General features: G+C 75.1%; 16 protein-coding genes. 9 read left to right on the top strand and 7 right to left on the bottom strand.

All coding sequences use genetic code 11. The features are described 5' to 3' along the window. Positions 1-57: 57 nt before the first annotated feature. Positions 58-1,932, top strand: coding sequence for a gamma-glutamyltransferase family protein (locus tag HS045_RS03080; protein ID WP_196449647.1), 1,875 nt, complete (start codon positions 58-60; stop codon positions 1,930-1,932). Between the two features lie 187 nt (positions 1,933-2,119). Here the strand turns inward: HS045_RS03080 and HS045_RS03075 are convergent, their stop codons facing one another. Together HS045_RS03075 and HS045_RS03070 are read right to left on the bottom strand one after the other, a co-directional pair. Beyond that, entirely contained in the window at positions 2,120-3,577 is a 1,458-nt protein-coding gene (locus HS045_RS03075; protein WP_196449646.1) for an NAD(P)/FAD-dependent oxidoreductase, read from the bottom strand. 214 nt (positions 3,578-3,791) lie between these two features. Then, a complete protein-coding gene (locus HS045_RS03070; RefSeq protein ID WP_196449645.1) occupies positions 3,792-3,962 on the bottom strand; it encodes a hypothetical protein in 171 nt (56 codons plus the stop codon). Between the two features lie 181 nt (positions 3,963-4,143). Here HS045_RS03070 and HS045_RS03065 point away from each other — a divergent pair, with 181 nt between their 5' ends. Further along, a complete protein-coding gene (locus tag HS045_RS03065) occupies positions 4,144-4,992 on the top strand; it encodes an SURF1 family cytochrome oxidase biogenesis protein (RefSeq protein ID WP_196449644.1) in 849 nt (282 codons plus the stop codon). 65 nt (positions 4,993-5,057) lie between these two features. After that, on the top strand, positions 5,058-5,378 hold the full coding sequence (locus HS045_RS03060) for a DUF3817 domain-containing protein (protein WP_230883405.1): 321 nt from the start codon (positions 5,058-5,060) through the stop codon (positions 5,376-5,378). A gap of 106 nt (positions 5,379-5,484) precedes the next feature. On the opposite strand, the gene HS045_RS03055 is transcribed toward HS045_RS03060, so the two are convergent. From HS045_RS03055 to HS045_RS35285, 3 genes are all read right to left on the bottom strand, one after another. After that, the gene (locus tag HS045_RS03055; protein ID WP_196449643.1) at positions 5,485-5,676 is read right to left on the bottom strand and encodes a hypothetical protein; all 192 of its coding nucleotides are present in this window, start codon (positions 5,674-5,676) and stop codon (positions 5,485-5,487) included. Positions 5,677-5,918: 242 nt separating this feature from the next. Further along, entirely contained in the window at positions 5,919-7,748 is a 1,830-nt protein-coding gene (locus HS045_RS03050; protein ID WP_196449642.1) for a hypothetical protein, read from the bottom strand. Further along, a complete protein-coding gene (locus tag HS045_RS35285; protein ID WP_196449641.1) occupies positions 7,745-9,862 on the bottom strand; it encodes a serine/threonine-protein kinase in 2,118 nt (705 codons plus the stop codon). The genes HS045_RS03050 and HS045_RS35285 overlap by 4 nt, the downstream gene beginning before the upstream one ends. A gap of 246 nt (positions 9,863-10,108) precedes the next feature. On the opposite strand from HS045_RS35285, the gene HS045_RS03040 reads away from it, so the two are divergent. Together HS045_RS03040 and HS045_RS03035 are read left to right on the top strand one after the other, a co-directional pair. Beyond that, a complete protein-coding gene (locus HS045_RS03040) occupies positions 10,109-10,798 on the top strand; it encodes a response regulator transcription factor (RefSeq protein WP_196449640.1) in 690 nt (229 codons plus the stop codon). A 124-nt stretch (positions 10,799-10,922) separates the two neighbouring features. Continuing rightward, a complete protein-coding gene (locus HS045_RS03035) occupies positions 10,923-14,105 on the top strand; it encodes a DUF4153 domain-containing protein (RefSeq protein WP_196449639.1) in 3,183 nt (1,060 codons plus the stop codon). Positions 14,106-14,271: 166 nt separating this feature from the next. Here the strand turns inward: HS045_RS03035 and HS045_RS03030 are convergent, their stop codons facing one another. Beyond that, a complete protein-coding gene (locus HS045_RS03030; RefSeq protein ID WP_196449638.1) occupies positions 14,272-15,981 on the bottom strand; it encodes a glycosyl hydrolase family 8 in 1,710 nt (569 codons plus the stop codon). Positions 15,982-16,202: 221 nt separating this feature from the next. Here HS045_RS03030 and HS045_RS03025 point away from each other — a divergent pair, with 221 nt between their 5' ends. From HS045_RS03025 to HS045_RS03015, 3 genes are all read left to right on the top strand, one after another. After that, positions 16,203-17,300, top strand: coding sequence for an alanine racemase (locus HS045_RS03025; protein WP_307827363.1), 1,098 nt, complete (start codon positions 16,203-16,205; stop codon positions 17,298-17,300). 61 nt (positions 17,301-17,361) lie between these two features. Next, the gene (locus tag HS045_RS03020; protein ID WP_196449636.1) at positions 17,362-17,748 is read left to right on the top strand and encodes a Rid family detoxifying hydrolase; all 387 of its coding nucleotides are present in this window, start codon (positions 17,362-17,364) and stop codon (positions 17,746-17,748) included. Positions 17,749-17,778: 30 nt separating this feature from the next. Beyond that, positions 17,779-18,990 (top strand): hypothetical protein, encoded by a 1,212-nt coding sequence (locus tag HS045_RS03015; RefSeq protein ID WP_196449635.1) that lies wholly within the window; start codon positions 17,779-17,781, stop codon positions 18,988-18,990. A gap of 28 nt (positions 18,991-19,018) precedes the next feature. Here HS045_RS03015 and HS045_RS03010 read toward each other — a convergent pair whose 3' ends face one another. Next, complete coding sequence (locus tag HS045_RS03010) at positions 19,019-19,639, bottom strand: LysE family translocator (RefSeq protein ID WP_196449634.1); 621 nt, start codon at positions 19,637-19,639, stop codon at positions 19,019-19,021. A gap of 233 nt (positions 19,640-19,872) precedes the next feature. Between HS045_RS03010 and HS045_RS35750 the strand changes: the two genes are divergently transcribed. Beyond that, a complete protein-coding gene (locus HS045_RS35750) occupies positions 19,873-22,647 on the top strand; it encodes an AAA family ATPase (protein ID WP_307827362.1) in 2,775 nt (924 codons plus the stop codon). Positions 22,648-22,763: the final 116 nt, after the last annotated feature.

Raw genomic sequence — 22,763 nt, 5'->3', positions numbered from 1 at the left:
TGGTACGTCAGGCTGACAACTCCGTCAAGGTGGGTAAAGCTGTGCGCGGGAGGACATATGATCACTCATCGCTCCGCCGTACCGCTCGCGGTGATCCTGGTGGCGGGCTCCGCCGTGCTCACCCGGCCGGCCGCGGCCACCCCACCGACCCCACCGACTTCGCAGACCGCCCCGCAGACCGCCCCGCAGACCGCGCGGCCGGCCGTATCGGAGGCCCCGCCGGCCCCGGCGTCGGCCGGGGGGCCCGCCGGAGGCCTGACCGGGAAGACCCCCGTCGCCGAAGGGTACGGCGGCGCGGTCTCGACCGTCGACCCGGACGCGAGCCGGGCGGCGCTGAAGGTCCTCAAGCGCGGCGGCAACGCCGTCGACGCGGCGGTCGCGGCGGCGGCCGTGCTGGGGGTGACCGAGCCCTACTCGGCCGGACTGGCCGGAGGCGGGTTCCTCCTCCACTACGACGCGCGGCGCGGGAGGGTCCACACGATCGACGGCCGCGAGACGGCCCCGAAGGCGATGACGGCGACCTCGCTGGAGGGGATCCCGTTCGAGGAGGCCGTCACCAGCGGGCTCTCGGCCGGGGTGCCCGGCAGCGTCGCCCAGTGGGAGCTGGCGCTGCGCCGGTTCGGCACCCTCTCGCTCCGCGAGGCGCTGCGGCCCGCGATCGAGGTGGCCGAGCGGGGCTTCACCGTCGACCGGACGTTCCACGACCAGACCGCCGCCAACGCGGCCCGGTTCGCGGACATCGCCTCCACCGCGAAGCTCTTCCTGCCCGGCGGCGCGCCGCCGGAGGTCGGCTCCACGTTCCGCAACCCCGAGCTGGCCGAGACCTACCGCACGCTCGGCAGGAAGGGCCCCGGCTGGCTGTACGGCGGGCGGCTCGGCGAGGAGGTCGTGGCGACCGTGAAGCGCCCGCCGGTCACGCCCGGCTCCGCCCGCACCGTCCGGCCGGGCCTGATGGAGCTGCCGGACCTGCGGGCCTACCGCGCGCTGGAGCGGCCGCCGACGAAGGTCGCCTACAAGGGCATGGACGTGTACGGCATGGCGCCTCCGTCCTCGGGCGGCTCCACCGTCGGCGAGGCGCTGAACATCCTGGAGGCGCTGCCGGAGGTCGGGCCGCACGAGTACCTGGAGGCGTCCCGGCTGGCCTTCGCCGACCGGGGGAGGTACGTCGGGGACGTCCCCGGCGTGCCGCTGGCGGAGCTGCTCTCCGACGGGTTCGCCAAGGAGCGCGCCTGCCTGGTCACCGGGCGGGCGATGGCGCACCCGGCCCCGGCCGGTGAGCCCGACGGGACCTACGGGCCGTGCCCGGCGGACTCCCCGGTCCCCTCCGCGTCGCCAGGGACCGGCACGGCCGCCCCGGAGGGGCCGGAGACCACCCACCTGGTGGTGGCGGACCGGTGGGGGAACGTGGTCGCCTACAACATCACCATCGAGTCGACCGGCGGCAACGGCATCGTCGTCCCCGGCCGGGGCTTCCTGCTCAACAACGAGCTGACCGACTTCACCTTCGGCCCGGCCCCGGGCGACCCGAACCTGCCCGGCCCCGGCAAGCGGCCCCGCTCGTCCATGGCTCCGACGATCGTCCTGGCCGACGGCGAGCCGCTGCTGGCCCTGGGCTCGCCCGGCGGGTCCACGATCATCACGACCGTGCTGCAGATCCTCGTCGGCCGCTGGGAGCTCGGCATGTCCCTGCCCGAGGCGCTGGCCGCGCCCCGGGCGACCCAGCGCAACACCGCCCAGACCCAGGCGGAGCAGGGGTTCATCGACCGGTACGGTGCCGAGCTGACCGGGCTCGGCCACAGCCTGGTCCTCAATCCGGAGATCGGCGCGGCCACCGCCGTGGAGTTCCTCGGCCGCGGACGGCTGCAGGCGGTCGCCGAGCCGTCCCGCCGGGGCGGCGGCAGCGCCCTGGTCGTCTCGCCGGGCCGCAGGTGACCATTCCGGTCGTCCCGCCGGGCCGTGGCTGATCGCGCCGGTCGTCTCTCCGGGCCGTCGCTGACCGCCGCCGCCCGGCTTCCGCCGCCCGGCTCCCGGCCCACCCGCCGCCCGGCCCACCCGCCGCCCGGCTCCCGGCCCACCCGCCGCCCGGCCCGCCGGTGGGCCGGGGGCCGGGCGGCGGCGGTCAGCGGATGAGCCGGTAGGCGCCGGGGTCGACCTTCCGGGTCCGGGCCCAGTACTCGAAGGTGAAACCCGGCCAGACGGTGCGGTTGACGCCGCGGGAGTCGAGGTACCAGCTCCGGCAGCCGCCCTCGTTCCAGACCAGGGCGGAAAGGCGCCGCTGGAGGCGGTCGTTGAAGGCGCGCTGGGCCTCGGGGCGGACGTCCAGCGCCCTGGCCCCGGTGCGGGAGAGCAGCCGCAGGCATCCGATCACGTACCGGACCTGGGACTCGATCATGAACACGACCGAGTTGTGGCCCAGGCCGGTGTTCGGCCCGAGGAGGAAGAACAGGTTCGGGAAGCCCGCGACGGTGACGCCGTGGTAGGCCTCGACGCCGTCCTGCCAGGCGTCCTGGATCTTCCGGCCGTTCCGGCCGGTGATCCGCTGGTCGTTCAGCGCGTCCACGACCTTGAAGCCGGTGCCGTAGACGATCACGTCGGCCGCGGTCTCCCTGCCGGCGGCGTCGACGATCGAGCCCTCCCGGATCTCGGTGATCGCGTCGGTCACGACCTCGACGTTCTCCCGGGTGAGCGCGGGGTAGTAGTCGTCGGACAGCAGGATGCGCTTGCAGCCGATGGTGTAGTCCGGGGTCAGCCTGGCCCGCAGCCCCGGGTCGGGGACCTGCCGCTCCAGGTGGCGCAGGGCCAGCGCCTCGTGCGCCTTCATCAGGCGCGGATCGACGGTGAAGCCGAGCGCGCGGGTCTCCAGGGTCCAGTAGATCGCGTTGCGCAGCGTCCGGGCGGCGCCGGGCAGGGCCAGCAGCCGCCTGGCCCGCTCCGGGAAGGCGAAGTCGGGTTTGGGCTGGATCCAGGGGGCGGTGCGCTGGTAGACGGTCAGGTGCGCGGCCCGCCGGGCGATCTCGGGGACGAACTGGACCGCGGAGGCGCCGGTGCCGATCACCGCGACCCGCTTGCCGGTCAGGTCCACCGAGTGGTCCCACCCGGCCGAGTGGAAGGCCGGTCCGCGGAAGCGCTCGCGACCCGCGATCTCCGGGAACGACGGGAGGTGCAGCGCGCCGGCGCCCGAGACCACCGCGTTGGTGGTGAACGCCTCCCCGTCGGCGGTGCCGACCCGCCAGGCGCGGGCCGCGTCGTCGTACTCCAGCGAGACGACCTCCGTGCCGAACCGTAGGTGCGGGCCGAGGCCGTACTTCTCCGCGCAGGCGCGCAGGTAGTCCCGGATCTCCTCCTGCGGGGAGAACATCCGCGACCAGCCGGGGTTGAGCTCGAAGGAGAAGGAGTACATGTGCGAGGGGACGTCGCAGGCGCAGCCGGGGTAGGTGTTGTCCCGCCAGGTGCCGCCGAGCTCGGCGGCCTTCTCCAGGATCACGAAGTCGTGGTAGCCGGCCTCCTTCAGCTTGATCGCCATGCACAGCCCGGCGAAGCCCGAGCCGATGATGGTCATCCCGGGGGAGGTTCTCATCCCATCTCCTTATTGGACTACCTGTCCAATGTAATGGGCGGCCCGTGCGTCGTCCATCCCGGCCGCCGCCGGACCGTCGGAAACCGACTGGTCGGTATGGCGGGGCGACCGGGCACGCGAAAAGCGCCGAGGGCGAGGCCGTCGGCGCGGGCGGACGTGTGCCGGGTCGTACGGCGGGGCGGTCGCCGCCCTGCCGTGCGGCCGGCGAGGGCGGCTAGAGGATCAGGTAGGCGGCGATGGCGGCGATGACCAGCACCACCACCACGCCCACCGCGATGGGGACGATCGGCGACCGCTGCTGCGGGGCGGCCTCCGGGTCCTTCCGCTGGGCGAACGCTCGGAACTGCTGGGTGTTCCCTGCCGGGTCGATCTGATGGTCAGACATGGGTCGACTTTAGCGACACATCGCGACTTTTCAACCTGTGTTCTCCGGTCCGCCCATCGTCGCTCCTCCCCGGTGTCCGGCCGGTTCCCGGGTTCCGGCCGGCCGGGCGGACGGCGGACCGGTGCGGGGGTGGCGCGGTCCTGGGGGCGGGACCGCGGGTGCGGGCGGATAGCGTGGTGCCATGCTCCGGATCCTGTTCTCTCCGCGCGTGGTGGTGCTCCACCTCCTCGCGGTCGGGGCGCTCGTCGTGTGCGGGCTGCTCGGCCGCTGGCAGCTCGGAGTCTTCGAGGACTCCGGCAGGCCCCAGTCCACGCGGGACCCCGCGCCGGTGGCGGTGGGCACGCTCACCGCGGCCGGCCGCCACCTGTCCGCCGACGCGATCGGCCGCCGGGTGACGGCGGAGGGGGCCTACGACGCCTCCCGGCAGCTCCTGGTGGCGCAGCGGGACGAGGGCCTGTGGATCCTGACCCCGCTCGACCTGGGCGACGGAACGGCGATCCCCGTCGTGCGCGGCTGGGTGCCCGCCGCCGGAGACCCGGCGGCGGCCGTGCCGCAGGGGAAGGTGACCGTGACCGGGCGGTTGCAGGGGTCGGAGCCGACCGACAGCGTGCAGCGCAGGACCCGGCAGCTGCCGCGGGGGCAGGTGCTGACGGTGTCGTCGGCGGAGCTGGTCAACCTGTGGCGGGGCGTGCGGCTGCGCGACGGCTTCGTGATCGCCACCGCCCAGTCCCCGGCCCCGCCCGCCGCCGTCCGGCCGGTCCACGCCCCCGCGCCGACCCAGGAGGGCGTGCTCACCTGGCGCAACCTCGCCTACGCCGCCCAATGGTGGATCTTCGGCCTGTTCGCCGTCTTCATGTGGTGGCACTTCGTGCGCGACGCCCTCCGGGGCGGGCGGGCCGCGCCGGAGCCCGGAACCGGTGCGGAGCCCGGAACCGGTCCGGATCCCGGCGCGGAGCCGGATCCCGGACGCGAGCCCGCCGCCGGTGCGGGCTCCGGGGCCGAGCCGGAGTCCCGGCCGGCCGCCGTCTGACCCCGCGCACGTCTCCGCCCGCTCCCGCATATCGTTGAACGTCCCCGATCCCCGACCCGAGGTAGATGACCGTGGAATCCGCCCTCAAGCCCTTCCGAGTCCTGGCGTACGTCGTCGGCGTGATGCTGCTCGTCCTGACCGGGTGCATCGTGCTCAGGTACGGCTTCGGCGTCGAGGGCCCGTCGAAGCTCGTCTCCCCGATCCACGGCTTCCTCTACATGCTGTACCTGGTGGCCGCGATGAACCTGGGCATGAAGGCCCGCTGGTCGTGGCAGTACATCCTGGGCGTGATGCTCGCGGGCACCGTGCCGCTGCTCTCGTTCGTCTTCGAGCGCAAGGTGACCCGGCGCGTGGAGGCGGAGACCGCCACCGCGGCCGTGGCCTGACCCCGCGCCGGGAGGGGGCCCGCCCGGGGACCCCCGCGAGACGGCACTCCACTCCGTGAGCGGCACCGTGGCGCGGAGACCCGCCGGAGCGGGTCTCCGCGCCGGGTCAGCGGCCGATGCCCCGCCTGCGGGCGCGCTTGAGCCGCTCCCGCTGGGAGGGGTCGAGCATCATGTAGCCGACGACCGGGGCGGCGACGACGCCGAGGACGACCAGCAGGGCCAGCCAACCCGGCAGGAAGATCCATGAGAGCAGCACGGCTGCTCCGGCGCCGATCGCGTACTTCTGGATGGGCGACATCCTCAACATCCTCCGAACGCGGAGCGCACGCCCCGCCTGGTGACATTCTGCGTCGCCCGTCCAACGGACGGGATCCCGCCCCGGTTCCATTTGAGATGTATCGCGATTTTCGTGCGAGTCGCCGTGGAGATGCTGGGGCGGCGGCGTCTCATGAAGAGGGCGGATGCCCTGTGCCCGCCTGGGCCGCCCTTCCGGCCCGAAGGGCTCCTCCCCCGAGGGAGCACGGAGCCGTCCTCGCCGGGTCAGCCGCGGGCCCTGAGCGCCTCGGCGATCCAGCGGGCCACCTTCGCACCGTTCTCCGCGACCCGGCCGTCGGCGTCCTCCTTGACGCCGCCCCGCTCGTACTCGACCTCGGCGACGAGGTTGCTGACGCGGAAGACCACGGTCACCTTGTAGGAGCCGCCGTAGAGCTTGCTCGGCCCGTAGCCGCCGGTGATGAAGGCCTCCTCCCCGAGGCCCTTGAGGTCCTGGGGCGGGAGGGGGGCGGGGGTGGCGCGCTCGCTCTGGTCGCGGGTGTCCTGCTTTCTGCCCGCGAGGTACTCCTGCGCCCGCCGTACCTCCGAACCGTCCTGCTTCTGGGCGACCAGGCGCACCCGCAGGTCGAACTTCTCCGTGCCGGGCTTGCGCCAGTCGGCGCTGTTGAGCCAGTTGCACTCGGCGGGCTCGACCTCCGAGCTCCGGAAGCCGGGGACCAGTTCCCCGGCCTGCGCGTCGGTGAGCAGGCCGCAGGCCCTCGGGGCGGCGGTGAAGCGGCCCCTGGCGCCGGGGTCCGTGCTCTCGTCCTCGGCGGAGCCGCTCAGCACCGGGACGAGCAGGATCCCGATGGTGACCGCCATGCCCGCCATCAGCACGCCGGTCAGCGCCACGATCGAGCGGGGCACGAGGACGCCGCCCGGCCGGCCCGCGGTGGAGGGTACGGCGGGGGCGGGACCGGAGTCCTCGGTGGAGGAGAGGTCCCGGCGGGCCGGAGGCGCGCCGTCCGGTGGGCCGGGCGGCGCGGAATCCGCAGGGGCGGGGGGGACGGGACCCGCCGGGGCGGCGGTGTCCGCGGGGGCGGAGGGGATCGCGGACGGCAGGGCGGGCGGCAGGGCGGGCGGCGCCATCGGAGCGGACGGCGCAGTCCGGCCGGAAGCCGTCGGGCCGGAAGCGGTCGGGCCGGAGGGGGGAGGTGAGGCACCGGGTGCCGTGGCGATCGAGGGCTGAACCCGGAACGGCACGGTCGGCTCGGGTGAGCCGGGCTGCGCGGCCCCGGCCGCTCCGGGCGGGAACGGCGGTGCCGTGCCCGGGTCCTGGGAGGTGAACGGCTGCGCGGCCCCGGCCGCTCCGGGCGGGAACGGCGGTGCCGTGCCCGGGTCCTGGGAGGTGAACGGCGGGGCCTGAAGCGGGGCGGCGGCCCGGGGCGACTGCGGCACCGGAGTCGGTGGGCCGGGGAGCGCGCGGCCCGGCTCGGAGTCCGACGGCGGGAGCGGGGACGCGCTGCCCGGAACGGAGGGCGACGGCGGGCCGGAGGGCGACGGCGGGGCGGGGAGGGCGGGAAACGACGGGGGGCGATCCTGGGAGACCGCCAGCAGGCCGTCGCGGAGCACGCCCGGGTCGGGGCGGAGGGCGGGGTCGCCCGCGAGGAGGCCGACCAGGATCGGAGCGAGCGGGCCGGCGTTCTGCAGCGAGGCGCCGGGAGCCGGCGGCCTGCCTTCGACGGCGGTGAACAGGGTCGCGCCCAGGGACCACAGGTCCGCGACGGGGCCGGTGACGCCTTCGGGAGCGGTGAAGACCGGGGAGCGGAGGGACGGCCCGGCCAGGACCACCCGATCCTGCGGCCCCATCAGGACCGAGCCCGGCCGTACGTCGCCGTGGGCCATCCCGTGCCGGTGCACGCTCATGAGCTGGTCCAGCACGGCCAGGCCGATTCGGGCGGCCTGAGCCGGCGCCACCGGGCCGTGGCGTCCGATGACGAGCTCCAGGGAGGTCTGCGCGGGGATCCCGAGACCGAGGGGATCGGCGCCGGAGACGCCGGAGCCCGGTCCGGTTCCGGCGTGCCTGCCGTACGGCCTGGGGGTGTCTGCCTGGTTCATCCGGCTGCCGCCTTCTGCTGTCTCAACGCGTCCGCGATCCAGGTCGCTGCGGTGTGGGCCCCCCTCTGGATCGCGGGGCCGTCCTTGCTGCCGTCCACCACGGTGTACTCGACCTCGACGACCAGGTTGTCCACGCGGAACGTCACGTGGCTCCGCTCCAGCCTGCCGGTCGTGCGGTTCTCGTACACGTCGTGGCCGAACGCCTCGTCCCCGACGGGCTTCACCGGCAGCGGACCGGTGGTCCTGGCGGAGCGGACCCCGGCGGAGACGCTCGATCGGCTCCAGACGAGCCTGCCGTCGGGGATGGTGCCGTTGCGCCGGTTGACGAAGAGCTCGTGGGCCTGCCGCGGGCTCCTGCCCCACTGCGCGGCCGGTCCGGCCGGGGCGACCGTCAGGCCCGTGCCGGGACTCGTCCAGGTGCAGCCGCCCTCATCGGTCGGCTCCCCCTCGCCCGCCAGGGCCGGGAGCAGCTGCCTGACCCGGTCTGCGGGGATCAGGCCGCACACGTCCACCGGGGAGGTGAAGGCGCCGGGCCGCTCGCTGAGCTCCGCGGCGGGGGTCGGCGCCGTGCCGGAGGAGACGAGCCCGGTCACGCCCATCGCGACCCCGGTGAGCACCGCCAGGGCGGTGATCTCGGCCGCGGCCCAGACCAGGGGACCAGCCGTGCGCAGCCACCGTGCCGGGGAGCCGTCCTTGCGGGTGAGCCGGGCGGCGAACGGCGTCCGGGCGGTGCGGGCCGTTCCGGAGGACGGCTCCGGGGAGACCCCGGAGGTCCCCGCGGCCGGGTCCCGACGAGAGCCGGTCCCACCGGACCGGAGGCCGTCGGGCTGGAGGCCGTCGGGTTGGAGGCCGTCGGGCTGGAGGCCGTCGGTCCGGACGGGGACGGGCGGCAGGGGGAGCGCGTGCTCCGGTGGGACCGGTCCGAGGCCGTCGTCGGCCCGGTCGGGGCCCGGCCCGGGGAGGGACGTCGCGGGGAAGGCGGGTCCGGGAAGGCCGTTCCCGGGGGAGGCGGGGGCGGGAGAGGCAGGGGCAGGGGCAGGGACGGGGGCGGGGAGGGACGTCGCGGAGGACGGTCCGGGGACGGCGGGGACGGAGGTGGCGGGTCCCGGGAAGGGCGTCTCGCGCAGGGCCGGGGTGGGGAACGCCGCGGAGACGGCCGGGGTGGGGAGCGCCGCGGAGACGGACGAGGCGGGGAGCGCCGCGGAGACGGACGAGGCGGGGAGCGCCGCGGAGACGGACGAGGCGGGGAGCGTTGCGGAGGCGGCCGGGGCGGATGCCGGGGGGAGGGCGGCGGTGGAGCGGCCCTGGGCGACGTCGTCCAGCATCCGGGCGACGGTCTCGGCGGACGGTCGGGCCGCGGGGGACGGGGCCAGCATGCGCATCAGCAGCGGACCCAGCGCGCCCGCCTGCTCGGGTCGCCGGGGCGGTTCGGCGAGCGTCCGCCGGATCGTGTCGGCGGGGGTGTCCGCGGGGTGCGGGGGCGTGCCCTCGACGGCGAAGTAGAGGGTGGCGCCGAGCGACCACAGGTCGGAGCGCGCGTCGCCGAGCGCGCCGCGCAACCGTTCCGGGGCGGTGTAGCCGGGGGCGCCGATCGGGCGGCCGGTGCTCGGGGCGTCGCCCTCGGTCTCGGTGAGGACGATGCCGAAATCGGTGAGGAGGGCCCTGCCGTCCTCGGTGAGGAAGACGTTGCCCGGCGCGAGCCCCCGGTGCAGCACTCCGGCGGCGTGCACCGCGGCGAGCGCGCCGAGGACGCCCGCGCCGACCCGGAGCGCCTGGTGGGGTGGGAGCGGCCCCCGCTCCCGGACGGTCTCCTCCAGGGACGCCCCGTGCAGCAGCTCCATGACGATCCACGGGCCGCCGTCGACGACCACGTCGTGGACGGCGACGATGGAGGGATGCTTGATCCGGACGGCCAGGTTGGTCTCGCGCAGCGCGGCGGCGTGGAACGCCTGCCGCGCGACGGGGCCGAGGCCGGACGGGATCCGCACCTCCCTGACCGCCACGTCGCGGTGGAGCACCTCGTCGGCGGCGAGCCACACGATGCCGCCGCTCTCGGAGAGGGGGCGGAGGAGGCGGTAACGGCCCGCCAGCACTCGTGTGTCGATCCTGTTCACCCCGTTCACCGGCTGTCGCGTTCAGAAGGTCCACTGGCCCGTATCGGACAGCTTGTCGCGCTCAAAAGATAGCCATTCAGCGGGATGGGGACCAATGAGGACGAGATCCTCTTTCCGTCGCGACCGTGGTCGCCCACCGTGAGGCCGTCTCCGCCGCCGTGGTCCGTACGGGGTGCTCTCCGATGTGCGCGGAATCTTCACAATTCACCCCAAGGCATCTGCACGAGGCCCCTCTACGCTCCTCGTATGGCATTTCCCCAGCAACGACGTGTCCTCGTGGTGGAGGACGACGAGACGATCGCGCGGGCCGTACGGCACCGCCTCGCGGCGGAGGGCTTCGACGTGCGGACCGCAGGGGACGGGGAGGGCGCGCTGGCGGCCTACGCGAAGGCCGAGCCCGACGTGGTGATCCTGGACCGGCTGCTCCCCGGTCTCGACGGGCTGGAGGTCTGCCGCCGGATGCAGGCGGCCCGGCCGGTCCCGGTGCTCATGCTCACCGCGCTGGGGGAGGAGACCGACCTGCTGGTGGGGCTCGGGGTCGGGGCCGACGACTACATGACCAAGCCCTTCAGCATGCGCGAGCTGGTCGCGCGGGTGCACGCGCTGCTGCGCCGGGTGGAGCGCGCCTCCCAGCTGGCCGTGGACGACTCGGTCGTCCGCGTCGGCGACGTCGAGGTCGACACCGCCGAACGCCGGGTCTACGTGGCGGGCGCGGAGGTACGGCTGACCCGGACCGAGTTCGACCTGCTCCACCGGCTGGCGGAGCGGCCGGGGCAGGTGTTCGAGCGGGAGCGGCTGCTCGCCGACATCTGGGGCTTCTCCGAGGCCGCGGCCACCCGGACGGTGGACAGCCACGTGCGGGCCCTGCGCCGCAAGCTCGGCCCCGGAGTCGTCAGGACCGTCCACGGCGTCGGCTACGCCCTCGTCCGGCCCTGACCGTCCCGCGGACCGGCGGTCCCGGCGGCGCCACGGCGAACCGATCCCTCCGCCCGTCACTCGAACACCTCGGAACACCGCCACTCGAACACCGCCACTCGAACGCCCCGGAATGGGAAGAACCATGAGATCCGATGAGGAGACCGCCCGGCCCGTCCGCGGGGGGAGGCGGTGGCTGCGGCCCCTGGACTTCCTCGGCCGGATCAAGGTGAAGCTCGGCGTGGTGATCCTGCTGGCCGTGGCGGCGGCGTTCGTCGTCAACGAGGTCGGCATCAACGCCGGATACTCACGCAACACCCGGATCGCGGTGGCGGTGCTGTTCGCGCTCCTCATGGTGCAGGTGCTGGCCCGGGGGATGACCCGGCCGCTGCGGGAGATGGCCGCCGCCGCGCAGACCGTCGCCAAGGGCCGGTACGGCCTGCGGGTCACGGCCACCTCCCGCGACGAGGTCGGCGAGCTGGCCCGCGCCTTCAACGCGATGGCGGCGGACCTGGGCGAGGTCGACCGGCAGCGGCGGGAGCTGGTCGCCAACGTCAGCCACGAGCTGCGCACCCCGATCACCGCCCTGCGCGCCGTGCTGGAGAACGTGGTGGACGGGGTCTCGGAGCCCGACCCGGTGACGCTCGGCACGGCGCTGGCCCAGACGGAGCGGCTCGGGCGGCTGGTCGCCCAGCTGCTGGACCTGTCCCGGCTGGAGTCCGGGACGCGGCTGATCGAGCGGGACGAGGTCGAGCTCGGTCCGCTCTGCGAGCAGGCGCTGCGCGAGGCCGTACTGGCGCGGGACGGGGTGGCGGCCCGGTGCGCGGTGCCCGCCGGGCTGAGCGTCCGGGCCGACGCCGACCTGCTGGCGCAGGTGCTGGCGAACCTGCTCGACAACGCGGTACGGCACAGCCCCGAGGGCGGCGTCGTGGTCCTGTCCGCCCGGCCCGAGGGCTCCGGCGTGCGGCTGCTGGTGGCCGACCAGGGACCGGGCATCCGTGAGGAGGACCGGACCCGGGTGTTCGAGCGGTTCTCCCGGCTGGACGCGGGACGGGCGACGGACCAGGGCGGCGCCGGGCTGGGCCTGGCCATCGCCAAGGAGATCGTCGAGCTCCACGGCGGCTCCGTCCGCGTCGAAGACGGCGTCGGCTGCCGGATGGCGGTCGACCTTCCCGGAAGGATTCCGATGACCACCTCCCCCGCCTCCGGAGACGTCTCCGCGGAGGACTGCCTCTCCGGCGGACCCGGCGGACCCGGCGGACCCGGCGGACCCGGCGTCCCGGAGACCCCCGCCCCCGCCGGGCTCCCGGCCTCCCCCGGTCCGCCCGAGGACCGTGGGGGGACGGAGGGCCGTACGGAAGGGGACCCCGGGGTCCCGGCCCCCCATCCCGGGCCTGGACATCTCGGGCCTGGACATCTCGGGCCTGGACATCTCGGGCCGGTCTCCGTCCCGGTCCGGAACTGGGCGGGAGCGGTCGCCGGGGTTCTGCTCGGCGGTTTCCTCGGCGTTCTCGCGGGACTGCTCCTCGGCTTCGGGCTCGGGGCCGTCTCCTCCTCGCTGGGCATCCTGGTGGGGATCGGCGTCCCGCTGGTCGCGGCGTTCGTCGGCACGGTGATCGGCGCCACCACGGTGCCGAGCGGTCCCCCGGCGGGGTCCGCCGCAGCGGGACCGGCCGGGAGGACGGCCGGGGGGACGGCCGGGGGGACGGCGGTCGCCTCCGCGGGGAGGACGGCCGGGGGGACGGTCGGGGGGACGGCGGTCGCCTCCGCGGGGGGGACGGCGGTCGCCTCCGCGGGGAGGACGGCCGGCGGGCCGCCCGGCGGGTACGTGGCGCCGCCGGTGTTCCCGCGGCCCGAGCTGCCGGACGCGCCGCGGTGGCTGCTCGCCGCCTGCGCCGCCGTGGGACTGCTCGCCGCGGTCGCCCTGCCGTACAGCTCGGTGGGGCTGGGGCTCGTGCTGGTGGCGGCGGCCATGGGGGCGGCGGTGCTGCCGGCCGTCCGCAAGCGGATCACCCCCTGGTCGGCGGCGATGGGGCTGGTCGCCTACGGACTGGTCTCGGTGGCGCTCTTCCGGGACGCCGACTGGCTCGTCGGGCTGCTCCTGCCGGCCGGGTTCGGGATGGCCGCGCTCGCTCTGTCGGGGGCCGGGCGCGGCTGGCTCGGGGTGGCCAGGGGAGGGGCCTCGGTGGTGCTGGGGCTGCTGCCGATGCCGTGGTTCCTGGCCGCGACGCTGAGAGGACCGGCGAAGGGGGTGGCGACCCGCCGGGTGCTGCCCACGCTGGCCGGGCTCGGCCTGACCGCGGTGCTGCTCGGGATCTTCGGCGCGCTGTTCGCCTCGGCGGACGCGGTCTTCGCCCGCACGGTGGAGCGGCTGCTGTTCGCGCAGGACTGGGTGGAGACGCTGCCGCTGCGCGTCCTGGTCTTCGCGGTCTTCGCGGTCGTGGTCGCCGCGGCCGTGCTGGCGGGCCTGCGGCCGGTCGCCGAGCCGCAGGCGCCGGGCCTGCGCCTGCGCGTCGGCCGAGGCCTGTGGGTGACCCCGCTGGCGGCGCTCGACCTGCTGTTCGGCGCGTTCGTGGCCATGCAGCTGACGGCGCTGTTCGGCGACGCCGGCTGGGTGGTGGCCACCACCGACCTCACCTACGCCGAGTACGCCCGCTCCGGGTTCTTCCAGTTGGTCGTGGTCAGCGTCCTGGTGCTGGCGGTCGTGGCGATCGCCTGGGGGGCGGTCGAGACGGAGGGGCGCGAGCGCTGGCTGATGGCCGGGCTGCTCGGCGTGCTGTGCGCGCTGACCATGGTGATCCTGGCCTCCGCGATGTACCGGCTGGACCTGTACGTCGACGCCTACGGCCTGACCCGGCTGCGCGCCTCCGTGCAGGCGGCCATCTGGTGGCTCGGCGGCGTCTTCCTGCTGGTCCTCGCCGCGGGCGGGGCGCGGCTGCTGCGGCGCGGCCCGGCCGGATGGCTGCCCCGGACGACGGTCCTGATGACGGGCGCGGGGCTGCTGGCCTTCGCGGTGTGGAACCCGGACCTGCGGGTCGCGGAGACCCAGCTGGCCGTGCGGGGCGTGGAGCGGCTCGACCAGCGCTACCTGGGCGACCTGGGGGCGGAGGCCGTGCCCGCGCTGGACCGGCTGCCGGAGCCGCTGCGCAGCTGCGTGCTGATGGACGTGATCCGGGCCAACCGGCTCGACCGGCCGGACCCGTGGAACGGCTGGAACCTGGCACGGGACCGGGCCAGGGAGGCGCTCGCCGAGCGGCCGGTCCAGCCGGGGCCGGTCCTGTGCCTGGACGGCTACTCGTCGTCCAGGCTCGTCCCCGACCAGGACTGATCGGGGACGGGGCGGGACCTGCCGGGGCCGATCAGGGCCGGCAGGGGCCCCGACCGGCAGGGACGGGTCCGGGCGGACGGGTTCGGGCGGACGGGTCCGGGCTGACGGGCTCGGCGGGCCCGGCCGTGGTCCGCCCCGGAGAGAGGGCCACGGCCGGGTGCGCGGGTCAGGGCACCCAGTGGTTGCCGGTCACGGTGATCATGGCCTGGAGCTGGATGCTGGCGGCGTAGTAGCCGTCGGTGGAGACCGGGGTGGCGAGCATCCGGTTCCACAGGGCGTCCAGCCAGGCCTGGCTGCCGGGGTCGGTCATCGCCGCCACCGCGAACGGGGCGAAGAAGGCGGGGGAGGCGTCGCCGGACAGCGCGCCGCCGTCGAGCCGGTAGCCGGTCACGATCCGGCCCGGGTCGCCGCCCGTCCTGCCCTTGATCCAGGCGTTCAGCTTGCGCGCCGCGGCCAGGGATCTGGCGTCCCCGCTGGTCACCGCGTCGTCGGCGATCCGCCACGGGACCCGGCAGGCGTTCCACCAGAAGTCGCCGTCGTGGGCGCTCTCCAGCACCTCGCCGGGCGCCGGCCGGGCGGTGCCGTTGGTGTCGACCACGAAGTCGGGCAGCAGGCCGGTGCCCGGGGCGTACTTCGCCTGCATGGAGGCGATCAGGTTCTGGTGGTTGGCCCGGACGGTGTCCCAGGTCGCGTCCCCGGTCGCCTTCCGGAACGCCCGGAAGTGGTCGATCATCCAGTCGGAGGGCCGGCTGATCCAGTAGTGCTCGCCGCCGGAGTCGCTCCAGTCGCCCAGTTTCATCAGCTTGGTCGTCGGGTTGAGCTCACCGGCCTTGATCGCGTTGATGTGCTTGATCGCGAGCCGCCTGTAGTCGTACGTGCCGGAGCTGCCCCACTGCCGGTCGGCCAGGAGCAGGCCGTAGGCGACGTCCAGGTCGCCGTCGGTGGCCGAGTCGCCGCCGTTGACGCTCTTGCAGGAGGCGTCCTGCTCGGCGGCGAGCAGCCCGGGGGTGATCGAGGAGGGGTGGGCGAGGACGTACTTCAGCAGGCCGTCGAAGATCTTCTTGGCGTCGGGGTCGGCCCCGGCCATGGTCGCGGCGACGACCATGCCGTAACCCTGCGCCTCGGCGACGTAGGGATGGTCGGCGTCGGGGGAGATGACCTGGTACCAGCCGTTGCCGCAGTTCTGCCGGACGAACGCGGCCTTCCACTTCCGGTAGTGGTCGACGACCTTCCGGTCGAGGGCGGCCTGGCCGCCGGTGGGGCGCAGCATCCCGGGGGCGTAGGGGATCGTGTGGCCGCCGAACGGCACACGCGGTCCGGCGGCCGTGGGCGTCGGGCCCGGGGTCGGGCCGGAGGTCGGGCCCGGCGTGGAGCCGCCGGCGGAGCCGTACACCTCCATCTCGTACAGCGAGTAGCCGTACGGGGTGCCCCGGCCGGTCCCGTACATCCGGACGTAGCGGCCGGTGCCGGAGACGGCGAGGTCGTCCACGGCGCCGTCGCCCGAGGAGGTGGAGTGGACGTCGGTCCAGGACGAGCCGTCGGGCGAGACCTGGATCCGGTACGCCCTGGCGTAGGCGGCCTCCCAGGTCAGCCGGACCCGGGAGACGGCGGCGGAGCGGCCGAGGTCGACGCGGAGCCACTGGGGGTCGACGCCCTCGGCCGAGGCCCAGCGGGTGGAGGCGTTCCCGTCGAAGGCCTTGGCGGGCGGGAACGCGGCGTCCTCGTCGGAGGAGGAGGCGGCCGGGCGGCCCTGGGAGAGGAGGGAGTCGGCGGCGTGGCCCGGGGCCGCGGTCAGCACGAGCGCCGGCGCGATCAGGGCCAGGGCCAGGAGGGGCGAGGGGTGGCGGAGGCGCCGCGGGCGCGGTCTCGCGTGCATGGGAGCCCTCTCTGTCGTCGGCTAGCCCGGAACGGCTAGTTAGGAAAGATTACTAATTAAGGGACGATGGCACCATTCCTGACCCGCGGCGGTCAAGGGGGGCGGGGGACCCGAATTCCCGCCGGTACCGGACGCGGACGGCTTCCGGCGGCGGATAGGGTCCTCGGGAAAGCGGAGCACGGAGCATCGCACGCACGGTGGGGAGCCGGATGAAGGGGATCGTGGATCTCGACGCGGCCGTGGGGTCGTCGCTGTTCGGCGGGGCGTTCACCTTCCCGGTGATGGTCGCCCGCCGCAGTGCGCTGCGGCACAACATCGAGACGCTGGCGGCCTTCGCGAGCGGGCACGGGATGCTCCTCGTCCCGCACGCCAAGACGACCATGTCGCCCGAGCTGGTGGCGGCCCAGCTGGAGGCCGGCGCCTGGGGGCTCACCGTCGCCACCCCCAGCCAGGCGCTCATCCTGCGGGGCTTCGGCGTCTCCCGGATCATGATCGCCAACCAGGTCTTCGACCCGGCCGGGCTCGACGCCCTCGCGGCGCACCTCGCCGGGGACCCGGCGTTCGAGCTGCTCTGCTTCGCCGACTCGGTGGCGGGGGTCGAGGCGCTGTCGCGGCACGCCGGGCCCCGGCCGTTCCGGGTGCTGGCCGAACTCGGCCACGAGGGCGGACGGGCGGGGTGCCGGACCCTGGAAGGGCTGCTGGAGGTCGTCGCGGCGGCCCAGGCGGCCCCCGGGGTGGAGCTCGCGGGCGTCGCCGGGTACGAGGGCACGCTGGCCTCGGCCGCCGAGGTGCGGACCTTCCTGGGCCGGCTGCTGGAGGCGCTGGAGCACCTGCGGGTCCGCCGCCCGATCCTGTCGGTGGGCGGCAGCCAGTGGTTCGACGTGGTCAGCCGCGAACTCGCCGCCTGCCAGGCGACCGTCATGCTCCGCAGCGGCGCCTACGTCTCCCACGACGACGGCCACTACCGCGAGCACACGCCGTACAACCGGATCGAGGGCGAGCTGCGCCCGGCTCTGGAGGTCTGGGCGCACGTGCTCTCCGTGCCCGAGCCCGGCCTGGCCGTGGTCGGGCTGGGCAAGCGGGACGCCCCGTTCGACGAGGGCATGCCGATCCCCCGGGGGGTCCTGTCGGGTGCGGAGGTGACCAGGCTCTACGATCAGCACGCGGTCCTGCGGACCGCCCCGGACTCGCCGGCGAGGCCGGGGGACCTGGTGCCGTTCGGGATCTCCCACCCGTGCACCGCCTTCGACAAGTGGCGGATCATCCCGGTGGTGGACGACGACCACGTGGTCGTCGACCTGATCCACACCTACTTCTGACCCTTCGCAACCTTCAGAGCCTTCCGGACCTTCCGGGACTCCGCATATGAGGACGGGTGACATGAGCGAGAAGCTCGAACTGCGGACCGACGAGGGCGCCGCGCCGGTCGGGGCCTACTCGCAGGGCCTCGTGGTCGGCGACTTCGTCTACACCTCGGGCATGGGGCCGCTGGACCCGGCGACCGGCGAGGTCGTCGGCGCCGACGTGGAGACGCAGACCCACCAGGTGATGCGCAACCTCGGCGCGGTCCTGGCCGCGCACGGCCTGGGCTTCGACGACGTGGTGAAGTCCACGGTCCACCTGCAGCACCTCAAGCGCGACTTCGGCGCCTACAACGAGGTCTACAAGTCCTACTTCACCAGGCCCTACCCGGTCCGCACGACCGTCGGCTCCGAGCTGATGGACATCCTCGTGGAGATCGACTTCGTGGCCTACAAGGGGCGTTAGAGTCTGAGCGACTGCGCGCGGGGAGGCGGCTTGGACAGCTCGGTGTACGTCCACGTGGAGGACGCGCGGGGGGAGGGGCCGGAGCCGCTCCTCGACCGGATCGCCGGGTACGGCGTGACCGGCGTGACCGTGGGCGCGGCCTGCCGGCGGACCCGCGACGTCACCCCGCACGGCTCGTCCCGGGTGACGGTCCGCGGCGACGGCGTGCACTTCGCCCCGCCCGAGGACCTGTTCGGCGGCCTGCGCCTGGTCCCGCCCGTCCAGGCCGGGGCGGAGGAGGAGCCGCTGGCGGTCCTGCGGCGCGCCGCCGCCGAGCGGGGGCTCCTGCTGCACGGCTGGGCCGCCTTCCTGCGCAGCGCCCCCCTGGGCGAGGCCTGCCCCGACGTGACCGTGCGCAACTGCTTCGGGGACGTCGCCTCGACCGAGGACCTGTGCCCGTCCCACCCCGACGTGCGCCGCTACGCGGTCGCGCTGGGCCGGGCGGTGGCGCGCCAGGGCGTCGACAGCGTGGTGGCCGAGGCCCTGCACTTCGCGCCCTACGGGCAGGGATGCCGGCACGACCGGAGCGCCGTCCCGCTCGGGCCGATGGACGCCTTCCTGTTCGGGCTCTGCTTCTGCGAGTTCTGCCTGCGCCGCGCCGCGGACCTGGGCGTCGACGCCGGGGCCGCGCGCCGGGAGTGCGCCCGGATCGTGGACGGCGTGCTCGGCGGGGACGCGCCCGCCCAGGGCGAGGTGACCCGGGCGGCGCTGACCGCCTACGCCGGGCCGGAGGCGGTGGCCTACGCGCGGGCCCGCTCCGAGACGGTGACCTCGCTGGTCTCCGAGGTCTCGGCGGCGGTCTCGGCCGAGGGCTCCCGGCTGGTCTTCCTGGACGGCACCGGGTCGGTGAAGGGCTACGCCGACGGGCTGCCCTCCTCCGGCCTCGCCGCGCACGACTCCTGGCAGCTCGGCGTGGACCTGGTGGCGCTGGGCGACCTGGTGCCCTCGCTCGGCGTCCTGGCCTACGCCCGCGACGCGGCGCGGGTCGCCGACGACGTGGGGGCCTACCGGCGCTCGACCGGCAAGGACCGCGAGCTGCGGGTGGTGCTCCGGCCCGGCCCGCCCGACACCGACTCGGCCGACCGCCTCGCCGCGAAGGTCCGGGCCGTCCGGGCCGCCGGGGCCGGCGCGGTCGACTTCTTCGCCTACGGGCTCCTGCCGTACCCGATCCTGGACCGGATCCCGGGCGCGCTCACGGGCTGAGGTCCGTACGGCCCGCACGCCGGGGAGGTCAGGTCGCGCGGCCGGAGAACGCGGTCGCGACACCGAGTCCCAGGTAGACGACCCCGCTGACGCGGCCGAGCAGCCTCGCCCGGCTCCGCAGCCGCCGCCCGAGCGCACCCGCCCCCGCGGCGTAGACCATGTCGGAGACCAGGCCCAGAAGCAGCAGCGTCCCGCCCAGGACGGCGATCTGCAGCGGGACCGCGCCCGCCGCCGGGTCCACGAACTGCGGCAGGAACGCCAGGAAGAACAGGATCACCTTGGGGTTGAGGACGTTGACGACCACCCCTTCGAGGAAGACCGCGCGCAGCGGCTGCGGGGCGGTCTCCCGGATCTCCGCCTCCGGCCGGCTCGTCAGCGCCCGCACCCCCAGGTAGAGCAGGTAGGCCACCCCGGCCCACTTGACCGCGGCGAACAGGGGCGCCGACCGGGCGATCACATAGGAGAGCCCGGCCGCCGCCGCGGCGATGTGCACCAGGGTGCCGACCTCCACGCCGAACGCGCTGGCCATCCCGGCCGCCCGGCCCTGGGCGACGCCGCGGGCGACGATGTAGAGGTGGTTCGGCCCGGGGACGAGGACCAGCGCCAGGGACGCCGCCGAGAACAGCAGGAACGTGGAGAACGAGATCATGCTCCGACCATAGACGCGGGGCGCCCGCCGGGAGGAAGGCCAATCCGGGGCGGTCGCGGCGGACCAATCCGGGTGTGCGGGGCGGACACGGGCGGTCGCGGCGGACCGATCCGGGGGTGTGCGGGGCGGACACGGGCGGTCGCGGCGGACCGATCCGGGGGGTGTGCGGATGATCGATCCGGGTCCGTGCGGAGGGCCCCCGGTCCTCGATGGTCCGTGGGATACTCGCCGACGTGGAGCCGCAAAAGGTGCAAAGCACGCTGGTAGGGCGATTGGGGGAGCTCGGCCGCCTGCTCGCCGTGCTGCGCGCCGCCGCCGGGGGGACGGCCGGGGTCGCCCTGGTCGGCGGGGACGCGGGCATCGGCAAGACGCGGCTCGTCGCGGAACTGGCCGGACGGGCGCGGGCGGAGGGCTTCGCCGTACTCGTCGGGCAGTGCGCCGAGCTCGGCGACGCCCTGCCGTACCTCCCGCTGGCCGACGCGCTGCGCGGCGTGCGCGGAGAACTGCGCGCCGCGCTCGACGCGCGGCCCGTCCTCGGCCGGCTGCTGCCCGGCGGCACCGACACCGGGCCGGAGAGCGCCTCGGCCCTCACCCAGCAGCAGCTGTTCGGCTCGGTGCTCGGCTTCCTGGCCGCCCAGCCCGTGCTGCTGATCCTGGAGGACCTGCACTGGGCCGACCAGTCCACCCGCGACCTGGTGGTCTTCCTCAGCCGGATGCTCCAGGGCGAGCGGGTCTGCCTGGTCGGCACCTACCGCACCGACGACATCCACCGCCGCCATCCGCTCCGCCGGGTCCTGGCCGAGCTCACGCGCCTCCCCTCGGTGACGTCCGTCGAGCTGAGCCCGCTGGACCGCGGGGAGATGGCCGACTACGTCGCCCTGCTCGGCGGCACCGACGCCCGGATGATCGACGAGGTCGTCGACCGGGCGGAGGGCAACCCGTTCTACGCCGAGGAGCTCCTGGAGGCGGCCACCGAGGGCTGCTCGATGACCGACGGCCTGGCCAGCCTGCTGCTGTCCCGCTCCGAGCTGCTCTCCGAGTCCGCCCAGCAGGTGCTGCGCGGCGCGGCGGTCGCCGGGCGCAAGGCCGACCACGACCTGCTCCGGGAGGCCTCCGGCCTCGACGACCTGGCCTTCGAGGAGGCCATGCGGGAGATCGTCTCGCGGGGGCTCATCCGCCCCTCCGGAGAGTACGGCTACACCTTCCGGCACGCCCTGCTCCAGGAGGCCGTCTACACCGACCTGCTGCCCGGTGAGCGCACCCGCCTGCACGCCGAGTTCGCCCGGCTGCTGACCGCGCGGAACGCCAGCGCCGCCGAACTCGCCCACCACTACCTGGCCGCCCACGACCTGCCCGGGGCGCTGGCCGCCTCGGTCGAGGCGGGGCGCCGGGCCGAGCGGCTCGGCGCCCCCGCGGAGGCGCACCGCCACTTCGAGCGGGCACTCGGCCTCTGGGACCGGGTCGCCGACGCCGAACGCCTCACCGGGACCGACCACCTCTGCCTCGCGCTGCGCACCGCCGCCGCCGCGGCCGACATGGGCGACAACCAGCGGGCGGTCGCGCACGTGCGGGCGCTGCCGCCGTCGGCCGAGGTCTGCGAACGGCTGGCCTACTACCTCTACGACGCCGGTCAGGAGACGGAGGCGCTGGAGATCGCCCAGGCCGCCGTCGAGGCGGCCTCCGCAGGACCGCTGCTGGGCCGGGCCCTGGCGACCTTCGCCCGGACCGTCTTCTGGACCGCCCGTCACGCCGAAGCCGAGCCGCTGGCCGAACGGGCCCTGCAGGTGGCCCGCGCCACCGGGGCCCGGGACGCGGAGAAGAGCGCGTTGATCATGCTGGCCTCCTGCGTGGAGTTCGGCGGCGACCGGGACCGGGCCGAGAAGCTGTTCGCCCAGGTCGCGGCCGAGGAGTCCGGCGACCTCGCGATGGACCTGCGGGGGCTGTTCCACTACACCCGGATCCAGTTCGAGCGGGGCGCCATGGCGGAGGCCGCGGCGACCGCCGACCGCGGCATCCGGCTGGCGGCCGAGACCGGCCTGTCGTGGAGCACCTACGGCACCGACCTGCGGTTCCTCCGCTTCATGATCCACTACACGGCCGGGGAGTGGGAGCAGGCCCGCGCCGCGGGCTTCGGCCGCCGGGTCGGCACGATCCCCGAGGCGATCCTCTCCTCGTTCGCGCTCTTCGTCGAGGTCGCCATGGGCCTGCCGGAGGTCGACGAGCGGCTGGCCTGGCTCCGGCCGTTCTGGCGGGACTCCCTGGTGGCCTACATGTCCCGGGGCCTGGTCGCCGAGCACGCCCTCTGGCGGGGGGAGCCGGAGCGGGCGCTGGACCACGTCACCGCGGTGCTCGACGTCGTGGAGCCCTCCGACACCGGCAGCATCCGCATCGCCGCGGTCGGCCTCTGGGCGCTGGCCGAACTGGGCCGCACCGACGGGGCGGACGGGCTGCTCGACCGGGCGCGGGGCGCGGTGCGCAGGGGCATGGGGCGCGAGGGCACGGCCTGGCTCCTGCGGGCCGAGGCCGAGTGGCACCGTGTCCACGGCCGGTTCGACGCCGGCGCCTGGCGTGCGGTGGTGGAGGCGTTCGACTACGGGTTCGTCTACGAGGTCGCCCGCTCGCGGTGGCGGCTGGCCGAGGCGCTGCTGGCCGCCGGCGACCGCGCCGCCGCGATGGAGGAGTGGGAGCGGGCGGTCAAGACCGCCGAGTCCCTCGACGCCCGGCCGCTGGCCGTCTCCCTCGCCGCGCTGGGACGGCGGGCGCGATTCGGCCCGGTCCGGCGGCCCGGACCGGAGCCGGCCGGACCGGACCGGACGGCGGCGCTGACGGGCCGCGAGCGGGAGGTGCTCGAACTGGTGGCCGAGGGGCTGCCCAACCGGGAGATCGGCGAACGGCTGTTCATCGCCCCGAAGACGGTGAGCGTGCACGTCTCGAACATCCTGGGCAAACTCGGCGTCGCCTCCCGCACCCAGGCCGTCGCCGCGGCCCGCCGGGCAGGCCTCCTCTGAAGGCCTCGATCCGCCGCCGGGGATCGTGCGTGGCGGAGGCCGTGCGTGGCGGAGGCCGTGCGTGGTGGAGGCCGTGCGTGGCGGACGACGGCGTACCGGGGTCGTGTGTGGTGGAG

The organism is Planomonospora sp. ID82291, from assembly GCF_015711645.1.
In the GTDB taxonomy this organism is placed as follows: Bacteria; Actinomycetota; Actinomycetes; order Streptosporangiales; family Streptosporangiaceae; genus Planomonospora.
The sequence above is the reverse complement of the archived record's forward strand: the minus strand, read 5'-3'. Positions and strand labels throughout refer to the sequence as shown.